Source organism: Geosporobacter subterraneus DSM 17957, assembly GCF_900142145.1.
GTDB classification, from domain to species: domain Bacteria; phylum Bacillota; class Clostridia; order Peptostreptococcales; family Thermotaleaceae; genus Geosporobacter; species Geosporobacter subterraneus.
In genome coordinates this window covers 17,313-34,870 of sequence record NZ_FQZV01000008.1, presented here as the reverse complement: position 1 = coordinate 34,870, position 17,558 = coordinate 17,313, and the positions used below count along the sequence as shown (strand labels likewise).

19 protein-coding genes are annotated in these 17,558 nt (G+C 39.7%); 17 read left to right on the top strand and 2 right to left on the bottom strand.

What is annotated here, in order from left to right:
- Positions 1–124 precede the first annotated feature (124 nt).
- The 12 genes from BUB56_RS03540 to BUB56_RS03485 all read left to right on the top strand — a co-directional run bounded on the left by BUB56_RS03540 (position 125) and on the right by BUB56_RS03485 (position 13,270).
- Complete coding sequence (locus BUB56_RS03540) at positions 125–607, top strand: DegV family protein (RefSeq protein ID WP_110940006.1); 483 nt, start codon at positions 125–127, stop codon at positions 605–607.
- Between the two features lie 44 nt (positions 608–651).
- The gene (locus BUB56_RS03535; RefSeq protein WP_110940005.1) at positions 652–1,773 is read left to right on the top strand and encodes a coiled-coil domain-containing protein; all 1,122 of its coding nucleotides are present in this window, start codon (positions 652–654) and stop codon (positions 1,771–1,773) included.
- Between the two features lie 25 nt (positions 1,774–1,798).
- Entirely contained in the window at positions 1,799–2,473 is a 675-nt protein-coding gene (locus BUB56_RS03530; RefSeq protein ID WP_110940004.1) for a cell division ATP-binding protein FtsE, read from the top strand.
- 1 nt (position 2,474) lies between these two features.
- Positions 2,475–3,362: a cell division protein FtsX gene (locus tag BUB56_RS03525; protein WP_110940003.1), complete on the top strand. Its 888-nt coding sequence runs from the start codon at positions 2,475–2,477 to the stop codon at positions 3,360–3,362.
- Between the two features lie 186 nt (positions 3,363–3,548).
- The gene (locus tag BUB56_RS03520) at positions 3,549–5,660 is read left to right on the top strand and encodes a BglG family transcription antiterminator (protein WP_110940002.1); all 2,112 of its coding nucleotides are present in this window, start codon (positions 3,549–3,551) and stop codon (positions 5,658–5,660) included.
- The gene (locus BUB56_RS03515; protein ID WP_110940001.1) at positions 5,651–5,965 is read left to right on the top strand and encodes a PTS sugar transporter subunit IIB; all 315 of its coding nucleotides are present in this window, start codon (positions 5,651–5,653) and stop codon (positions 5,963–5,965) included. Before BUB56_RS03520 ends, BUB56_RS03515 begins: the two co-directional genes overlap by 10 nt.
- A complete protein-coding gene (locus BUB56_RS03510) occupies positions 5,962–7,242 on the top strand; it encodes a PTS ascorbate transporter subunit IIC (RefSeq protein ID WP_110940000.1) in 1,281 nt (426 codons plus the stop codon). The genes BUB56_RS03515 and BUB56_RS03510 overlap by 4 nt, the downstream gene beginning before the upstream one ends.
- Before the next feature lie 190 nt (positions 7,243–7,432).
- The gene (locus tag BUB56_RS03505; protein ID WP_110939999.1) at positions 7,433–8,497 is read left to right on the top strand and encodes an ABC transporter substrate-binding protein; all 1,065 of its coding nucleotides are present in this window, start codon (positions 7,433–7,435) and stop codon (positions 8,495–8,497) included.
- 95 nt (positions 8,498–8,592) lie between these two features.
- Positions 8,593–10,293: an ABC transporter permease gene (locus tag BUB56_RS03500; RefSeq protein ID WP_110939998.1), complete on the top strand. Its 1,701-nt coding sequence runs from the start codon at positions 8,593–8,595 to the stop codon at positions 10,291–10,293.
- Between the two features lie 11 nt (positions 10,294–10,304).
- Positions 10,305–11,372, top strand: a complete 1,068-nt coding sequence (locus tag BUB56_RS03495; RefSeq protein ID WP_110939997.1) for an ABC transporter ATP-binding protein — start codon at positions 10,305–10,307, stop codon at positions 11,370–11,372.
- 107 nt (positions 11,373–11,479) lie between these two features.
- Positions 11,480–12,214 (top strand): MgtC/SapB family protein, encoded by a 735-nt coding sequence (locus BUB56_RS03490; RefSeq protein ID WP_110939996.1) that lies wholly within the window; start codon positions 11,480–11,482, stop codon positions 12,212–12,214.
- Between the two features lie 39 nt (positions 12,215–12,253).
- Entirely contained in the window at positions 12,254–13,270 is a 1,017-nt protein-coding gene (locus tag BUB56_RS03485) for an ABC transporter substrate-binding protein (protein WP_110939995.1), read from the top strand.
- A 132-nt stretch (positions 13,271–13,402) separates the two neighbouring features.
- Here the strand turns inward: BUB56_RS03485 and BUB56_RS03480 are convergent, their stop codons facing one another.
- The gene (locus tag BUB56_RS03480) at positions 13,403–13,612 is read right to left on the bottom strand and encodes a DUF1657 domain-containing protein (RefSeq protein WP_110939994.1); all 210 of its coding nucleotides are present in this window, start codon (positions 13,610–13,612) and stop codon (positions 13,403–13,405) included.
- Between the two features lie 226 nt (positions 13,613–13,838).
- Here BUB56_RS03480 and BUB56_RS03475 point away from each other — a divergent pair, with 226 nt between their 5' ends.
- From BUB56_RS03475 to BUB56_RS03460, 5 genes are all read left to right on the top strand, one after another.
- The gene (locus BUB56_RS03475; protein ID WP_190014139.1) at positions 13,839–14,159 is read left to right on the top strand and encodes a DUF3870 domain-containing protein; all 321 of its coding nucleotides are present in this window, start codon (positions 13,839–13,841) and stop codon (positions 14,157–14,159) included.
- 377 nt (positions 14,160–14,536) lie between these two features.
- Positions 14,537–15,439: a DUF4392 domain-containing protein gene (locus BUB56_RS03470; RefSeq protein ID WP_110939992.1), complete on the top strand. Its 903-nt coding sequence runs from the start codon at positions 14,537–14,539 to the stop codon at positions 15,437–15,439.
- Between the two features lie 16 nt (positions 15,440–15,455).
- A complete protein-coding gene (locus tag BUB56_RS19305; protein WP_190014137.1) occupies positions 15,456–15,671 on the top strand; it encodes a hypothetical protein in 216 nt (71 codons plus the stop codon).
- Positions 15,672–15,716: 45 nt separating this feature from the next.
- Positions 15,717–15,854, top strand: a complete 138-nt coding sequence (locus tag BUB56_RS19300) for a hypothetical protein (RefSeq protein ID WP_190014135.1) — start codon at positions 15,717–15,719, stop codon at positions 15,852–15,854.
- On the top strand, positions 15,844–16,470 hold the full coding sequence (locus tag BUB56_RS03460; protein ID WP_110939991.1) for a hypothetical protein: 627 nt from the start codon (positions 15,844–15,846) through the stop codon (positions 16,468–16,470). Before BUB56_RS19300 ends, BUB56_RS03460 begins: the two co-directional genes overlap by 11 nt.
- A gap of 57 nt (positions 16,471–16,527) precedes the next feature.
- Here the strand turns inward: BUB56_RS03460 and BUB56_RS03455 are convergent, their stop codons facing one another.
- Positions 16,528–17,325 (bottom strand): M55 family metallopeptidase, encoded by a 798-nt coding sequence (locus BUB56_RS03455; protein ID WP_110939990.1) that lies wholly within the window; start codon positions 17,323–17,325, stop codon positions 16,528–16,530.
- Positions 17,326–17,558: the final 233 nt, after the last annotated feature.

The window sequence follows — 17,558 nt, the reverse complement described above, 5'->3', positions numbered from 1 at the left end:
ATTGTAAAATTTATTAATATTCTAATTACAAGGCCTATGGATTCAGTTTATAATGGGTATATGAAAAATTTTTCTCCATATTTTCTATCAGAGGATTAAAATCCGACAAAGGAGGACGAAAGAAATGGCAGTGAAAATATTAACCGATAGTACCAGCTATTTAAAAGAGCAAATCAGAGAAGAACTGGATATCCGAATGGTATCCTTGAATATTGCCTTTGAAGATGAAAGCATTAGAGAGATGGATATTGATAATGACAGCTTTTACAGCAAAATGGCTTTAAAGGGGATTCCAACTTCCTCTCAGCCCGCTGTGGGGGAATTATATGATGCCATGCTGAAGGTAGTGGAAAAAGGTGATGATTTATGCTGTATCTTTTTATCTTCTGAAATGAGCGGGACCCTAGCAACCGGTGAATTGGTAAAAGAAATGATCTTAGAAAAACATCCGGAAGCTAGGATTGAAATCATAGATTCAAGATCAAACTGCATGCAGCTGGGATTTGCGGTGATATCAGCAGCAAGGGCAGCAAAGGAAGGGAAAGCAATAGAAGCGGTGAACAGAAAAGGATATGGGCTAACGAAAAAGCTAAGTTTCATGTTTTGAAAATCTACAGGAGACATCTTGGCTAAGAGGGGGAGATTTGCTTCATGCCTAAGACTAAAAGAATAAAACTGTTTGCGGTATCCTGTGTCATTGTTTCCTTGCTCTCTATGATTTGTTTTTTCGACATAGCAACAGGACAGGAAGATCCGTTTGATGAGATACAGCAAAACCTGAAGGGTATCTCTGAAGAGGAACGGGAGGTTTTACAAACCCTTTTTCTCCTAGCACAGGAAATTGAGGAAATGAAGAGAAGAGAAGGGGAAATCGGACAGGAGATCAAAGCCATATATCAAGAAGTAAAAAACCTTGAAGATACGATTGCAGTGGAGGAGGCAGCCTTTGAAAGAAAAAGGGATGTACTGGAGCAGGTATTAAAGAGCTATCAGAGAAAGGGACCTGGATCTTTCCTTGAGATTCTTTTGGAATCCGATAATCTATCAGTTTTTCTAAGAAGAATAAACACTTTTCGGGACCTAACACGAAATACCGGTGAGCTTTTGACTTCCTTGGAGGAAAGCAAAGGGAAGCTGTCGGCGGAAAAGGTGAGGTTGTCGGAAAAAATGCTGTTCATAGAAGGAAAACAACAGGAGTTAAGGGTAGCATTGGAGAAGAAAGAACAATTAATAGAAAGTCAAGAGAGCTATCTCGCATCTTTAGCCGGGAAAAGAGCCTATTACCAGGAATATCTGACAAACCTCCAAAAACTATTCAAAGAGCTGGGAGGCTTTTTTGAAACCGTTGCAGAGGAGTTTGTGAAGGTGGTTGAAGAAGGGAATATACCCTCAGATGCATTAAAAACAACCATTACTTTTATGAACATTACAGGAACCATAGATGAGAAAACCTTCAATGATATTATCAAGGCCAATCCCCGCCTTCCAGAGATGACATTTCGATTTCTGCCTGGAAAGATTGAAATGACAATACCCGAAAAAAATCTGCTTCTAATAGGGAATTTTGCAATTCTTGCGGGAAACAGAATTGAATTTGCAGTCGAAGAAGGTACATTTTTTGGAATGCCCTTGGAGGCTGGAGCACTAGAAGCATTATTTCGGGATATTCATTTAATATTAGATCTAAAGCCCCTAATTGGCAAGAATATTTTGCACGCTGTAGAAATCCTGGAAGAGAAGCTCACTTTAAAGGTTATACCTATCATTTTTTAATACATTTTCTTGGAGGCGACTTATCATGATTGAAGCAAAGGATGTAAGTTTGAGATATCCTGACGGTACGACGGCTTTAACAAATATCAGTCTGAGGATAGAACCTGGTGAAATCGTGTATATAACTGGTCCAAGCGGTTCTGGAAAGACCAGCTTTTTAAAGCTGTTAATGGGTATTGAGTACCCTAGCAGCGGTTCCCTGCAGGTATTGGGGCAGACAATGTCAAAAGATCAGGCTGCAGTGATCCGGCAGCTGCGAATGCAGATGGGGCCGGTTTTTCAAGAATTCAAGTTGATCAAGGGTAGAACTGCCTTAGAAAATGTTGTAATGGGCATGCGCTTTCTGGGCCTTCCCACGAAGCAGATTTATGAAGATGCCTGTATTGCATTAGCGAAGGTGGGACTGGAGCACAAATCTCTAGCCTATGTTGAAAACCTGTCATGGGGAGAAACCCAACGGGTAGCCATTGCTAGAGCAATAGCCAGAAAGCCTGCTCTCATACTGGCCGATGAGCCAACAGGGAACCTGGATGTAGAAAATGCGTTAAATATCATGGACCTATTAACTTCTCTTAAGGACGAAAAGACGGCGATCATAATCACGACTCATGCAACACATTTGATAGACAGCAGTACAGAGGGAAAGCTGCTTCAGATGGAAACAGGAAGTATATGCTGGGAAAGGCTGGGAAGCGTTTAAAATGACAAATCTTTTACATAATATAGGTTATTTTTTTAGAGAAGCAAAAACAATTGTTCGATTAAACCTGTTGTCGAACATGGTCTCTCTGATTAGTACAGGACTTATTTTCTTTATTCTGGCCATGGTGGTTGCCGGATGGTGGATCAGTATAGATGTGATAGAGGTCATTCAGGGAGAGGCTGAGATCAACGTCTATTTTGACGAAAGCCTTAATGCAGCTGACTTACAGGATTTAATTAAGGGTATCGGGAGTATAGAAGGCGTACGAGAGGTAAGGTTGGTTGATGAAAAGGAAGCCTATGCAAGGATGGAAGAAATCCTTGGAGAAGAAGCCCGTGTATTGGAATTCTTTGAAGATAACCCATTTAATCCTTTCATAGAGGTAAAAATTCATCTGGAACAAATTACCTCCATATTGGAAAAACTAACTTCTACGCAGGATGTAGCCTATGTTCGGGATAACCAAGAGATTTTAGAACGCCTGCGAAGCCTGTCGAGGGTACTGGAGTTTTCAGGATATTTGGCTGCAGTTGCGGTGGGCATTTCTACATTGGTGATTGTTTCACATATGATTCGTCTGGAGATTTACAATAATAGAGAGCAAATAAACACCTTAAGATTGCTGGGTGCTCCTGAAAGCTTTATTGGGCTGCCCTTTTTAATTGTAGGAATACTGTTGACTTTATCTGGCGGACTAGTAGCAGCATCCATGTCTCATTTAGTACTAAATCAGATATATGCTCAAATGGCGGGTCCATTGCCCTTTATACCATTGCCGCCCTTTGCCGCGTTCGCAAGGAAACTGGCTGCTCTAATAATCTTATTAAGCATAGGATTAGGATTGACCGGCAGTTTGGTGGGGTTATCGTCAGAAAAGGGAAATTAATGTACCTAGGCTTATTGTGCCAATATATGATACATAAGTTATGGCAGCAGGATATTTGAACAGACAAGCCCTTAAAGGCCGTCACATTATGGGAGTGACTGCCTTTTCATGTAGCAAATTGTAGAAATCCATAAGAGAATAGTATGCTATAATTATAATAAGAACTTTCCGGCAGAGGTGGTATCTATGATTTCTAGCAGACAAAGAAAAATACTGGAACAATTAGTTCAATATCAGGATTTTATAACGGTAGAACAGCTGGCAAAGCAATATGACGTTTCCCATAGAACAATACGCCATGATATTCTTACGCTGGAGTCTAGTTTAAAAAGAAAAGAAATTCTTTTTATTCGTCACCGGAAGCATGGTTTGAAGTTAGAGCTAAGCAGTGATCAGTTAGAACAGCTGCATAGTTTCTTAGATCTAGATACAGAATACTTGTCCCCTGAAAGTCGTGCTAAAGAAATTGCAAAGGCACTATTGGAAAACACGGAAATAAACTTTGAAGAACTCCTGGAAGTATTCAAAATTAGCAATAAAACCTTGGTAGGAGATTTAAATGAACTAAAGAGTTGGTTTAAACAACAGCACCTCAAGCTTGTGCGAGAAAAGGGAAAGGTTAAGGTTTTGGGAAGGGAGTTTTATAAGCGAAAAGCTTATCTGTATTTACTGAAGGAAGAAACTCCAGGAGAGAAAATTCTGGACTATCTATTAAATGAAGAATCAAAAATTATGAATATACTCCAATGGAAAGAATGGTTCCAGCCTAAGGACATGCATTATTTGTTTGAGGTTGTTTCAGAGTTAGAGCAAATCCTATCCATTACTTTCTCAGATAACGGTTATGTTGCACTTATTTTACATATGTATTTATCCATGGAAAGATTGATGAAAGAGTATTTTATGGCCATGGATGAAGTGCTCCTAAATGAACTTAGTCAGACAGAAGAGTTTAAAGTAGCAGAAAAGGTAGTTAAGTTGCGAATAGAACCTTATTTTCAGATTCATATGCCTTTATCAGAAATCGGTTATATCACACAGCATATATTAACAGCTCAAAAGGAGTATCAGAAAGACCAGGAAGATGAGGCGTGCCTGATTCTTGCTAAACAGATTGTTATAGAGGCAGAAAAAACCTTTGAAATGCCGCTGTTAGCCAGTGACCAGATTATAGAAAGCCTGGCAATGCACTTGAAGCCTGCCATATATCGTGCAAAATATGGTATAAAGATTTATAATCCACTTTTTTCTGAACTGCAAAAAAATTATCGTTTGCTGCTGGATACAATTGTGGACATTACAAATATTATTCTGGCACCGAAGGGAATACAGTTTGATGAGCAGGAGGTCAGTTATATTGCCATGCACATTGGGGCCGGCATACAACAGCCATTACCGTCAGCACCGAAAAAGCGCGTTGCTATTGTATGCAGTTCAGGACTGGGAACGGTTAATATTTTACAAAGAAGACTTTTGGATATTGATCCGGAGATAAATATTGTAAAAAAATGTTCTTATAAAGATTTAAAGGATTTAACTATCGAAGATGTGGATCTGATTATTTCCACCATTGATATCTATTTTAATCTGCCAATTACTTGGCTTAAGGTATCCCCTCTTCTAATGGAAGAAGATGAAAAACGGGTTATATCTCTACTGGGCTTGACTGTTCAAAAGGGTGGCAGAGAACCACATGTACATCGTAAGATCCATGAAATAATGAAACTGATCGAGAGAAATGCAGATATAAAGAATCGTAGTGCACTAACAAGAGACCTTATCCAGTTTTTTGAAGGTACCCACCTTTATTCACAGGATAATGGTGAGCCATGGAAACTTACCCAGCTGCTGCCTAAGGAAGCTATACAATTGCAGGCAGACACACCCGCCACAGTGGAGGAGATGATTCGACTTGGTACAGGATCCTTAAAGAAAAGAGGTATCGTTGGCATTGAATATGAAGACAAATTGATTCAAATGTTAAGAAATCCAAACCACCATTTTGTTATTACAGAAGGTGTCATTTTCCCTCATGCAGCGAATGAAACGGGAGTTTGGGGTACGGGATTTAGCCTGACAACCTTTAAGCGAGCCTTTGTGTCGAAGGAAGTAGGAGTACCCGTATGGCTGATGATAACCCTTGCGGCTGAAGATAATGAAAAGCATGTTGAAGCGCTGGCTCTTTTAATTGATGCGCTCAATGATGAATCTTTTTTGACCCTATTAAAGAATACTCATCAAACTGAAGAGATTTACGAATGGTTTGAACGAAGAGAGGGATCTTTACGATGCATATGAAAAAGATACTGGTTGTATGTACCAGTGGCCTGGGGACAAGCTTGGCCATGAGAGGTTATCTGGAAAAATTCATTATGGAAAATAACTTGAATGTGAAAGTAGAACATGCTGATGTAGGTTCAGCAAATTTCTATGAAACCGATTTGATTATAGGAGCAAAACAAGTTATTGACTGTCTTCCAGAGCATAGCTTAATTGAGATCATTCGACTGGAGGACATTGTAAACCGCCAGTACATCAAGCAGCAGCTGCTCAACAGCGAAACCATTCAGAGTTGGTTGACGGAAAAAGAGGGGATAAGATGAATTTTTTAGATGGAATCAGCAGGGGCGTACTTGGAGAACCGGCATTTGTGCTTGGAATGATTGCATGGGTGGGGCTTATTCTGCAAAGGCAAGCTCTTGAAAGAGTAATCCAGGGAACTATAAAAACCATTCTGGGTTATATTCTCATTCAAATTGGTGCCTCCGCTGCAGGCGTGTCTCTAGGGAATCTCTCTTTATTGATACAGAGAGGTTTTCAAGTAATTGGTATTATCCCCCACAATGAGATTATTGTTGCGCTGGCACAGATTAATTATGGCAATTATATAGCGTGGATTATGCTGTTTGGAATGGTTGCCCATCTATGCATCGCAAGATGGAGCCCATTGAAATATGTTTTCTTAACCGGTCACCATATGTTATTTATGGCTTCTATGCTAGCCGCCGTACTGGCAGTATCATCTTTAAGCAAGTGGAAAGTAATATTTCTGGGTTCGCTCCTATTGGCCAGTGCCATGTCAATAGGACCTGCTATTGCACAGCCTTTTGTTCGAAGAATAACAAATAATAATTCGGTTGCAGTCGGACATTTTAATAGCTTTGGCTTTGTAATTGCAGGTTTAGTCGCTTCTTTTTTCCAATCCGAAAATATAGAAGAAAAGGAGGCATCTCCCCGAAATTTGAAGAGATTTCAAGTGCTTTTTCAGGATCATATTTTATCTACCACACTCTTCATGTTTGTACTATTTTTATTAGCAGGATTTTTCGTAGGCCGTGAAACCATGGGAGAGCTGTTTCTGGCCCGTCCTCCTTTTGTTATCGCTGTTATGCAGGCCATCTGGTTTGCAGCAGGAGTATATATTATACTTATGGGAGTTCGAATGCTGTTATCGGAGATTGTACCGGCCTTTCAGGGAATCAGTGAAAAGATTGTTCCCAATGGAATCCCGGCACTAGATTGCCCTATATTATTTCCCTATGCACCGATTGCATCTATTTTTGGATTTTTATTTAGTTTAGCCGGCGGCTTGTCAGCCATGCTGCTTTTAGTCATTCAATCCAACCAGTATACGATTATCATTCCCGGAATTGTAACCCATTTTTTTTCAGGGGGGGCGGCTGGTGTAATCGCATACAAAATTGGCAGGAAAAAGGGGCTAGTGGCAGCCTGCTTGGTTCACGGATTCTTAATTACTTTCTTACCCTACTTTCTAATTCCCATATTATCGGGTCTTGGATACGTTCGAGCGACATTTGGGGACTCGGATTTTGCAGTCATGGGATTTATAACCAAATGGATATTAGACCTCATATTGTAACGATGTGATTTTAGAAGAGTATCTTTATTATTGGAGATACTCTTTTTTTGCCACTTAAAGTGGCAAATAGATGGTATCGCTTTCAACCTGTTGGATCTAGTAAAATTAAATTGAAATAAAAATATGCACTTTCTCAATATCATACCCTAAGCAAATTTGAAAAAGTGTAATCAAACAAGGAGGAATGGGGATGTCTAGAAAGCCAAGTATATTACTTACTGTTATTCTAATGATGGCCTTGATGTTATCAGCATGCAGTCCGGCGAAAAGTCCGGCGGGATCTACAGATGCAGCTCCAGAGAAGAAGGACCTCAAATTAACTATTTATGCGGGATTAATGGAAGATCATGCAATAGCAGCAACGAAAGAGTTTGAAAAGCAAACCGGTGTAAAGACAGAGTTTGTTCGTATGAGTAGTGGTGAAACACTGGCTAGAATTCGTGCTGAAAAGGACAATATGACAGCCAGTGTATGGTTCGGCGGTCCAGTGGATGCATATATCGCTTCTATGGAAGAAGGACTGCTTGTACCATACAAATCTCCAAATGCAGAAAAATTCCCGGACAAATATAAGGATCCCGATGGTTACTGGACAGGTATCTACTCTGGATATCTTGGTTTCGTCTGTGATAAGGAATGGTTCGAAGAGAAAGGCTTAGAAATCCCAAAGTCTTGGGATGATCTTTTAAAGCCGGAGTTCAAAGGACAAATTGTAACGGCTCACCCAGGGTCATCAGGAACAGCATATACGATGCTAGCTACAATCGTTCAGCTAAAGGGTGAAGAAGCAGGCTTCGAATATATGCAAAAGCTTAATGGTCAAATTCGCCAATATACAAAATCCGGTACAGCCCCTGGCAGAATGGTAGGACTAAAGGAAATTCCAATTGGTATTACATTCCTTCATGATGCTATCAAATACCGTTTGGAAGGTTTTAAAGATATCGTTATTTCAGCGCCTGCCGAGGGTACTGGTTACGAAATCGGTGGTGTTGCTATACTCGCTAATGGTCCAGACCAAGAAGCAGCACAAATGTTTGTGGATTGGGCACTTACAAAGGAAGCACAAGAATTAGGAAGCACTGTTGGATCTTTCCAATTTTTGACGAATCCTGATGCAATACCGCCAGAAGAAGCAATGGTATTGAAGGATACAAAACTGATTGATTACGATTTTGATTGGGCAGGTAAAAATAGAAAGAATTTAGTTGAGAAATTTAACGAGGTAACAAAAACACAGCCACCAACAGAGTAAATCAAGACAGAAGCTCCTATTAAATATTAAAGAATCCATGTAGTTGCTACATGGATTCTTTAATATCATAGTCTGTGGGAGGAAGGGAGATAGTAATGGTACTAAAAACATCTGATAGAAAACTAAGATTGAAGACTGAAATAGATTATATTAAGAAAAATATGCGAGATCCTATTTTAATGGTTACGATTCTTGGGGTTATCGCCATTGTATTTTTGTTCATATTATATCCTCTCATTATTATCCTAAAAGAGAGCCTATATTATAAAAATACCCTATCATTATATCATTATAAGGAAATCTTTAGATTATCCTCTACGAAGGAGATATTGTGGAATACAGTTTATCTTGGTCTCATTGTCAGTGTGATCTCTACTGCAATCGGTTTTTTGTTCGCCTATGCTTCCGCCTATCTAAAAATACCAAATAAAAAAATCTTTAATGCAATAGCGATTTTGCCAATGGTTTCGCCTCCTTTTGTGATAGCCTTATCTACCATTTTATTATTCGGAAGAAACGGGTTTATCACTAGAGGCATTCTAGGAATGAGAGAAGCCAACGTGTATGGGCTAAACGGATTGATACTGGTTCAAACCTTAACCTTTTTTCCAGTTGCCTATCTTCTCCTGGTAGGCTTATTAAAGAGTATTGACCCCTCGGTTGAAGAGGCAGCCAGAGACTTGGGCGCTTCAAGAGGAGAGGTATTCAGATCCATTACACTGCCACTAATGGTGCCTGGCCTAGCTAATGCATTCTTACTGGTTTTTATTCAATCCATTGCCGACTTTGGCAATCCAATGGTTATAGGTGGGAACTATACTACTTTAGCAGTACAAATTTACCTGCAGGGTATTGGCAACTATGATATTGGCGGGGGTACCGCATTAGCGATAATCTTATTAATGATTTCCACAACCATATTCATGGTTCAAAAATATTATGTAGGGAAAAAGTCTTATGTTACTGTTACCGGTAAGGCATCAAGAGCCAGAGAGCTTATTGACAGCCCTGAGATAACGAGACCGGTATATATCATCGTACTGGGGCTAAGTGTATTCGTCGGGCTCATGTATATACTGGTTCCTATTGGTGCATTTATCAAATTATGGGGAGCCGATTACTCTTTCTCTTTAAATCACTTTAAGTATGTGATCAATTTGGGGATGAAGCCTATAAAAGATACCACATTCTTATCCTTAATGGCAACACCTATAAGCGGTATCCTGGCTATGATTATTGCGTTCCTGATCGTAAGAAAAAAGTTCCTTGGAAAGAGCTTTGTAGAAATGACTACAATGCTTGCCTTAGCCATACCTGGTACCGTTATAGGACTTGGTTATGTGCTGTCCTATAATACTAAGCCCTTAGTACTTACGGGAACAGCTACTATTTTGATTATTGCCTTTGTGATGCGAAGCATGCCTATTGGTATCCGGGCTGGGATTGCAGCCCTGCAGCAAATTGATCCCTCTATTGAAGAAGCTGCAAACGTGCTGGGGGCTTCCAGCTCAAAGGTATTTACTTCTGTAACCATCCCCATGATTCGGCCGGCATTTTTCAGTGGCCTAGTATATACTTTCGTTCGAAGTATGACTTTGGTTAGTACGGTTATATTCCTTGTTTCAGCCAGATACAATCTGCTCACAGCAGCGATTATGAACCAGATCGATGTAGGAAAAATAGGCGTTGCATCAGCTTATTCTACGATTTTGATTTTGATCGTCGCAGTAGTTGTATGGACAATGCAGTTTATTTTGTCAAAACTAGGTATTGATATCAGTGATATAGAAGGATAGGAGAGGATAGCATGAAATCACCGAAACAAGTTCATCTTGAGAATTTAAATAAGACCTTTATTACTTCTGGCAGAGATAAGGTTGTTGCTGTAAATGATATAAACTTAAAAATCGAACCCGGCGAATTTGCTACCATGTTAGGGCCTTCTGGCTGCGGCAAAACGACTACTTTGAGGATGATAGCCGGTTTTGAGATGCCTACCAGTGGGAATGTTTATATTGGTGAAGAAAATGTTGCCAATAAGACCCCTGACAAGAGAGATACGGCTATGGTTTTCCAGAACTATGCACTGTTTCCCCATATGAATGTATTTGATAATATTGCCTATGGCCTAAAAATACTAAAACGGCCAAAAACTGAGATCAAAGAAAGGGTAGAACGAATCCTGAAAATGATGAAAATGGAGGATTTTTCGGAAAGGGTACCTGCTCAGATGTCCGGTGGACAACAGCAAAGAGTCTCCCTTGCAAGGGCATTGGTTATGGAACCGGGGGTACTGCTCTTTGATGAACCCCTTTCAAATCTAGATGCTAAGCTAAGGATTCACATGAGGGACGAAATAAGGAAAATACAACAGAATGTAGGTATAACCTCTATATATGTAACACACGATCAGGAAGAGGCTATGGCAATGTCGGATAAAGTGATTATCATGAATAATGGTATAATAGAACAGCAGGGAAGTCCTCAGGAAATATATCAACGTCCCATAAATGAATTTGTAGCCAATTTCATTGGCAGGGCCAATATATTGGATGGACGGATCAAAGGCAAGAATGGGGATTCGGTCATCGTAGATATTCACGGAGTAGAATATAGTACAACTGCAAATAAATCCTTTGAAGCAGGACAGGAGGTTCGCGTAGTGATCAGACCTGAAGGGGTCATCGTAGGGAAAAATGATTTTGTTGTTAAGGTAGAAAAAAGCGTATTCATGGGTCAAAACCATGAGTACGGAGTAGATTTTTTCGGAGTGGGTATGGAGATCAGTGAAAACAATCCAACCGGGAAGACGATATATAGGATTGGAGATCAGATGGGAATAGGATTTGAAGCACGTGCATTACATATTCTCTAAGAAAGGAAATCTCGTCCATTATTATTGGGTCGGTTTTAGAATTGCGCCTTAGACAGAATTTTGGAAACCAAAAATTTTGTAATGATGTATTGTAAAGGGGGCTTAAGATGATCACTACCTATGAACTCATATTAAGGTTAATTCTCTCCGCGATTATTGGAGGATTAATCGGCATAGAGAGAGAAGCAAATAATAGACCGGCAGGACTCCGAACGCATATTTTAGTGACCTTAGGTTCAGCCTTAATTATGCTTATATCTACCCATGGATTCAATAATTTGCCAGCCACCGGAGATCCTGCCCGGTTGGCAGCACAGGTTGTCAGTGGTATTGGGTTTTTAGGCGCAGGAACGATCCTAAGAACGGGAAATAGTATCAGAGGATTGACAACAGCGGCCAGTATATGGGTATGCGGCGGGATAGGACTTGCTATCGGCGGAGGATACTACCTTGGCGGATTAACTACTGCTGGCATAGTTCTTTTTTCATTAATGAGCCTTGGTGTATTTGAGAAAAAAATCTTTACAAAGAAATACAAGGTATTGATTATACAATGCAGAGAAAGATTAGGCCTGATTGGAGATATTGGTCAGGTATTCGGAAGCTATAATATTATTATTAAAGATATTCAGATTTTCAGAAACTCCGATGATGTTGAATGCGAGAAAGAGGATGTATTAGAACCGACTATTATATTGGAAACACAAAATCTAATAGAGATACATTTTGCGGTGAAGGTTTGCAAGGATTTTGAAATGAAAGACTTTTTTGATGATGTTAATAGGATTGACGGTGTTGAGCAGGTTATATGGAACGACAGTAAAATAGCTTATAAAACTTGAAGTCAGTTTCCTTTAGTATAAAATGAGAGGAAAATGGATATGGGTAAAAAATACGTTTCGATAATTCTATCAACGATTCTGATGATAGCTGTTTTGGTTGGCTGTACATCAGTAAATGAGCCAAAGATGCTTCATGTTTATGCAGGCTTATATGAAGATCATGCCATTAAAGCCATTGAGGCCTTTGAAAAAGAGACAGGGATTAAAGTGAAATATGTAAGATTGTCTGCGGGGGAAATTTTGCACCGGCTGCAAAGAGAGAAGGATGCGCCCCGGGCGAGCATCTGGTTTGGGGGACCCGTAGACACCTTTATCCAGGCTAAACAGGAAGGCTTATTGGCACCTTATTTATCCCCAAATAGACAGCAAATCGACGATATTTTTAAAGACGAAGAGGGTTACTGGACAGGAATCTATGCAGGCCCCCTTGCCATTGTCAGCAATCGGCTGTGGCTGCAGCAAAATGGACTATCTGTTCCAAAATCATGGGAGGAGCTGCTCCAGTCGGAACTAAAATGGATGATTGCCATGCCAAATCCTAACACATCGGGCACAGGTTATACCATCTTAGCAACGCTGATTCAACTGTATGGCGAAGAGGCAGCCTTTGAATATCTAAGCAAGTTGCATGGGCAGATTGGCTGGTATACCACCTCCGGAAGTACTTCCGGGAGATTGGTGGGAATGGGGGATATGGGGGTTGCAATTCTATTTGCCCATGATGCTGTGAAGTTTTTTAAAGAAGGCTTTAATCAAATTGTAATCTCCTTTCCCAAAGAGGGAACGGGTTATGAAATCGGTGCTGTAGCCATGATTCACAATGGCCCTGAAAAGGAAGAGGCAGAGAGATTCATTGATTGGGTACTGACAAAACAGGCCCAGGAGCTGGGAAAACAAGTAGGAAACTACCATTTGCTAACCAATAGAGAGGCCCTTTCGCCAGCAGAAGCCTTTCCTCTCTCGGAACTAAATGTAGTTAATTATGACCATGAATGGGCTGGAGTCAATCGGCAAAAAATATTAAAACGGTGGAATAGTGAAATCTATAAAGAATAGAATGTTCCAATGATTAGCATAAAAGAAGACTTGTACTAGTCCTTCGATGGAAAGTTTGCAGCAACAGATTCCAAGGGAACGGTTATGAATAAAGGATATGATAAAAGGCGGTATGGGATTCCGCCTCTTAATTTATTTATTCATTTGATTCAACTGACTATTCTCATTGAGATAGCTTAATCGATTATTCAGAAACTGGATATGTTTTTCCATGTCTGATTTCATACTTTTGAACATTTGCTTTACCTGCTGATCCTCCGTTGACTCTGCCATCACAGCATAAGTTCCCTTTGCAGATTCACAGGATGCGACTGCCTTTTGCAAATCGCCTTGAACGGTCATTGGCATCAACCTCCTTTCGATAATTTTAGTTTAACCAAATCGTGTCTAATCATTCGAGATATGTTTTTAAAGCAGCAGCTCGAAACAATCTATTAACTTGCCAAGGGTAGGTTATATGAATAAAAAAGGGCTAGTAGCAGCAATCCTTCGCTTTTTTACTGATGGGAGAGCTTTTCTTTTTTTCGCTGTGATGTTATGATTGATTAGGGAAGGGGGTTGAATCTATTTGATCTATGCAAAAAATACAATCTATGTGATAGGAACAGCAAAGATCAGCAGTAATGATCCTATTTCTGCTATGTTTGATATGTTTTTTATCGGCATTATACTAGAAAGAGAAAACGGAAAAATCGTTGATCTAACCTGCAATATGGTTAGGGACGTAACAGCAGATTTTATTAAATCGATGTTGATTGATTACAATTTGATAGAAGATATAGATCAAATTGTAGAAGAAATCAAGGACAGATTTCATGGCATTGCTCAAAAGGCAGTAATCGCCGCAGTGAAGGATGCCCGAAATAAATATATGATGCTAAAAAAGTAATTGAAACCAGCTGAAGAATCTACTATACTAATAGTAGATATTCATAGGCGTCAACTTAACCCATAATTTGTCATCCTGAGCGGAGTAAAACGGAGTCGAAGGATCTTTAAGCTAGATGATATATTCTGATAATCAAAAGTAATCTTGCTTATGTTTTATAAGATTCTTCGCTAACGCTCAGAATGACATGCTTCTAAGGTTTATTTGGAAATAATTGGATTAAGTTGACACCTATGAGTAGATATTAAAAATACATATACGTTTTGTTTACTCGTATGTGGATTTGCCTCTATATACAACTGTAAATAAGACCCAGATAACGCTTTGTTATTCTGGGTTTTTTGTTTTTATTTTTTATTAGATAAGGAGCTGAAGATATGGAAGAGAGATTCTTTCATCAATTAGAAGAAATCATCAGAAAAAACCTGAACCAAAGGGGTATAGAGCATGTCCGGTTAATGGGACAACTGGAAGAAGCCGCAGCAGAGCTTTTCAATGGGAGCAGGATCTTTATCGTTACCGGATTCGCAATCCGTCAGGCCATGGCAGGAGAAACCGATGGTCCTATTGGAGCAGTAGCCTTAGCCAGCGCTTTAGAACAGTTGGGAAAAGAAACGGTTTTGATTACGGACTGCTACTCGTCCAGTCTGCTGCATCAGGCTTTGAAGGTCAAGGGAATGAAAACACCTGTAGAGATTATCAGCCATGGGGAGGAGTTGGATATGTCAAAACAGATACTCAAGAAATATCGGCCCTCCCACATCGTTGCCATAGAAAGACCCGGAAGAGCAGCGGATGGAAAGTGCTACTCCATGAGAGGTGAAGATTTAAGTGATTTAGTACCCAATACGGATATTCTATTTGAGCAGGCCAAACAGCAAAGAATTCCAACCATCGCCGTTGGAGACGGAGGAAACGAGGTAGGCATGGGAAAAATAAGGTCTCAAGTAATCCGTACTGTTTATAAAGGAGATCAAGTATGTGCAGTTTTTGCAACGGACATTCTGATTTTGGCAGGGGTATCCAATTGGGGTGGCCATGCCCTGGCAGCTGCACTTTCTATAAAGGCAAGAAGAATGCTGCTGCATGATCAGGAAGCAGAAATAAGACTCTTAAAAACGATTGTTCAGTCAGGGGCGGTAGATGGCTGCACCAAAAAACCAACATTAACTGTAGATGGCCTGAGCTTGAAGGATAATCTTGAAATATTGAATTGTCTAAGAGGCGTTGTAGAACTGGCTCTGTCAGCAGATCAATCTTTTTGTAAGTCTGTATCATAAAATGCATGGTATACCCATGAGCATGTATTTAATATCCTGGGTGATTGGCAAAAACCTTCCGGAAGGCATCTCTGATTTCGTTAAATCCTTAGGGATTCAGCAACGAGATAAAGTGCTGGACTACTGTTCCGGCAGCGGTATGATTGCAAAAGGAATCGCCGGACTGTTAAAGGATGGATTATTGGTTTATGCAGAAGAATACTACTTGCCACAAGATGGGTTATTTTGGTAATATTAATATTGTAGATTGAACAATACAGGATAACAGCGTTTAAGAATGGGAGGAGGAAACTTAGTTTTTGAGGTAGAGAAGCCTAGGATATATAAGCTAAAAGATGAAAATCTTAAGAAAATTTTAGGCAGAGGGATTAGATCTGTAAACGATACAAGAAAGAGGGAAGAACTTGAAAAATAAAGCAACCATTATTTTGGCCATTAGCTTATTAACAATGATAGGCTGTCAAAAACCGCAAGAACTGGATTCAAATAAAGGCAGTTCAGATAGCAGTAAAGTAGTTCTTGAAAATGGCAAGGGAGAGAAGGAAAATAGTTCAAATATTGAAGAGAACAATAGGATGAAAGAGTTTTCTATCACCGTAGAGGGTAAACAAATTTCTCTTATGGATTGGGATGACGAGGCAGACTTAGAAGACATTCTGGGAAAGGCAGAACAAGAAGATTTGTACCGGCTTGGAGCGGAAAGTGATACATTTGCAGGTTCATATATGAAAGAAATTCAGTTTTCAGGGTTGGCCATAAAGCTCTTCTCACCAAAAGATAACGGCACAAGATTCTATATCTTGAGTATGGAAACCGATGATTCAAAATATCAGACTATACGGGGAATTAAAGTTGGGGATTCCCTGGAGGACCTGTCAGCAAAATATCCTGAGTTAATACCCATACCTGATGGGAGAGAAGATGCAAATAATCGTGGGTATAGGTTCCAAGATGATGCCTATAACTATATAACCTTTGAGGTTGAAGATGGGGTTATTGTATATATCAGTATCTACCATGAATTTGCCTAGAAAAAGATGATCTTAGATTAAGATATTTAATCAAAGATCATCTTTTTTGATGCAGCCTTAGCGGATATAATAAAAGGTTCTTAATACTTCATAATAATCATTTGTCCTAAACCTTACGGTTGTTGCATCAAGCCGCTCTACTCCAGGGTAATGGGATGCATGGTAGGCCGAATGGTGTTGTTTAAAGCTTATTTCAATCTCGAAATTTTCAGGGATTTGGATTGCATATTTGCTCAAATCCTCTTTCAGTGCAGATTCCACATTCTTCTGGATTTTTTGCAATGCTAAATTGGGATGGATGGATATGGATGCATCTCCTATTCCCTCTATTACGGGGACTGTCTTTATATGCGGGTTTATTTTTTTAGCTTCTTCACAAACTGCTGCATCCCCCGTTACACAAACCAAGGGAACTCCGTGATAAGCAGCAGTATATGCATTCAGATGAAGTTCGCTAGCCTCTAAGCCATTAATTTTTAATGAATAGATATTGAGATTCATTGTATGAGCCAGAGGATTTCCAGCTGAGTGAGCACCTACATGAAATCCGGTAAATACACAGGCGTCAAATCCTTCGTCAATACCGGCCATCATACTCAGCGGATTTCTAGCCCAATCCCGTATTAATCGTACATTTTCCGGCAGCTGAGAAAAATCAATATTTCTAGCGGAGTCATGGGCATCCTTAACGGTGATTTCTTTAAATCCAGCCTCTAATGCCCCAGTACAGGCCGCATTTACTTCTCTTGTCATTTGAGCAGCAAATGGTTCATAGTCAGCCTTAGGCTTATCTGTTTCATCCCAATGAGCTATTCCGGTAGTTCCCTCAATGTCTGCACAAATAAATAATCTCATATTCATTCCCCCTTAATTTCCATATCTTTAACCAGTATACTATATAAGACCATAGAAATTCTACTTTCTCTGCATTTTTTTGTTTATTGAGTAAATTCTTTGCCGGAACATGCTATATCCGTTAGAAGGGGTCAATCCTCAGGCTTTTTTTAGAATATGTAAAACCAATGATTATTTAGCTGTTGGAAGGGGTAAAAAAAATATGACCTTATCAAATGCATGTTGAATAATGT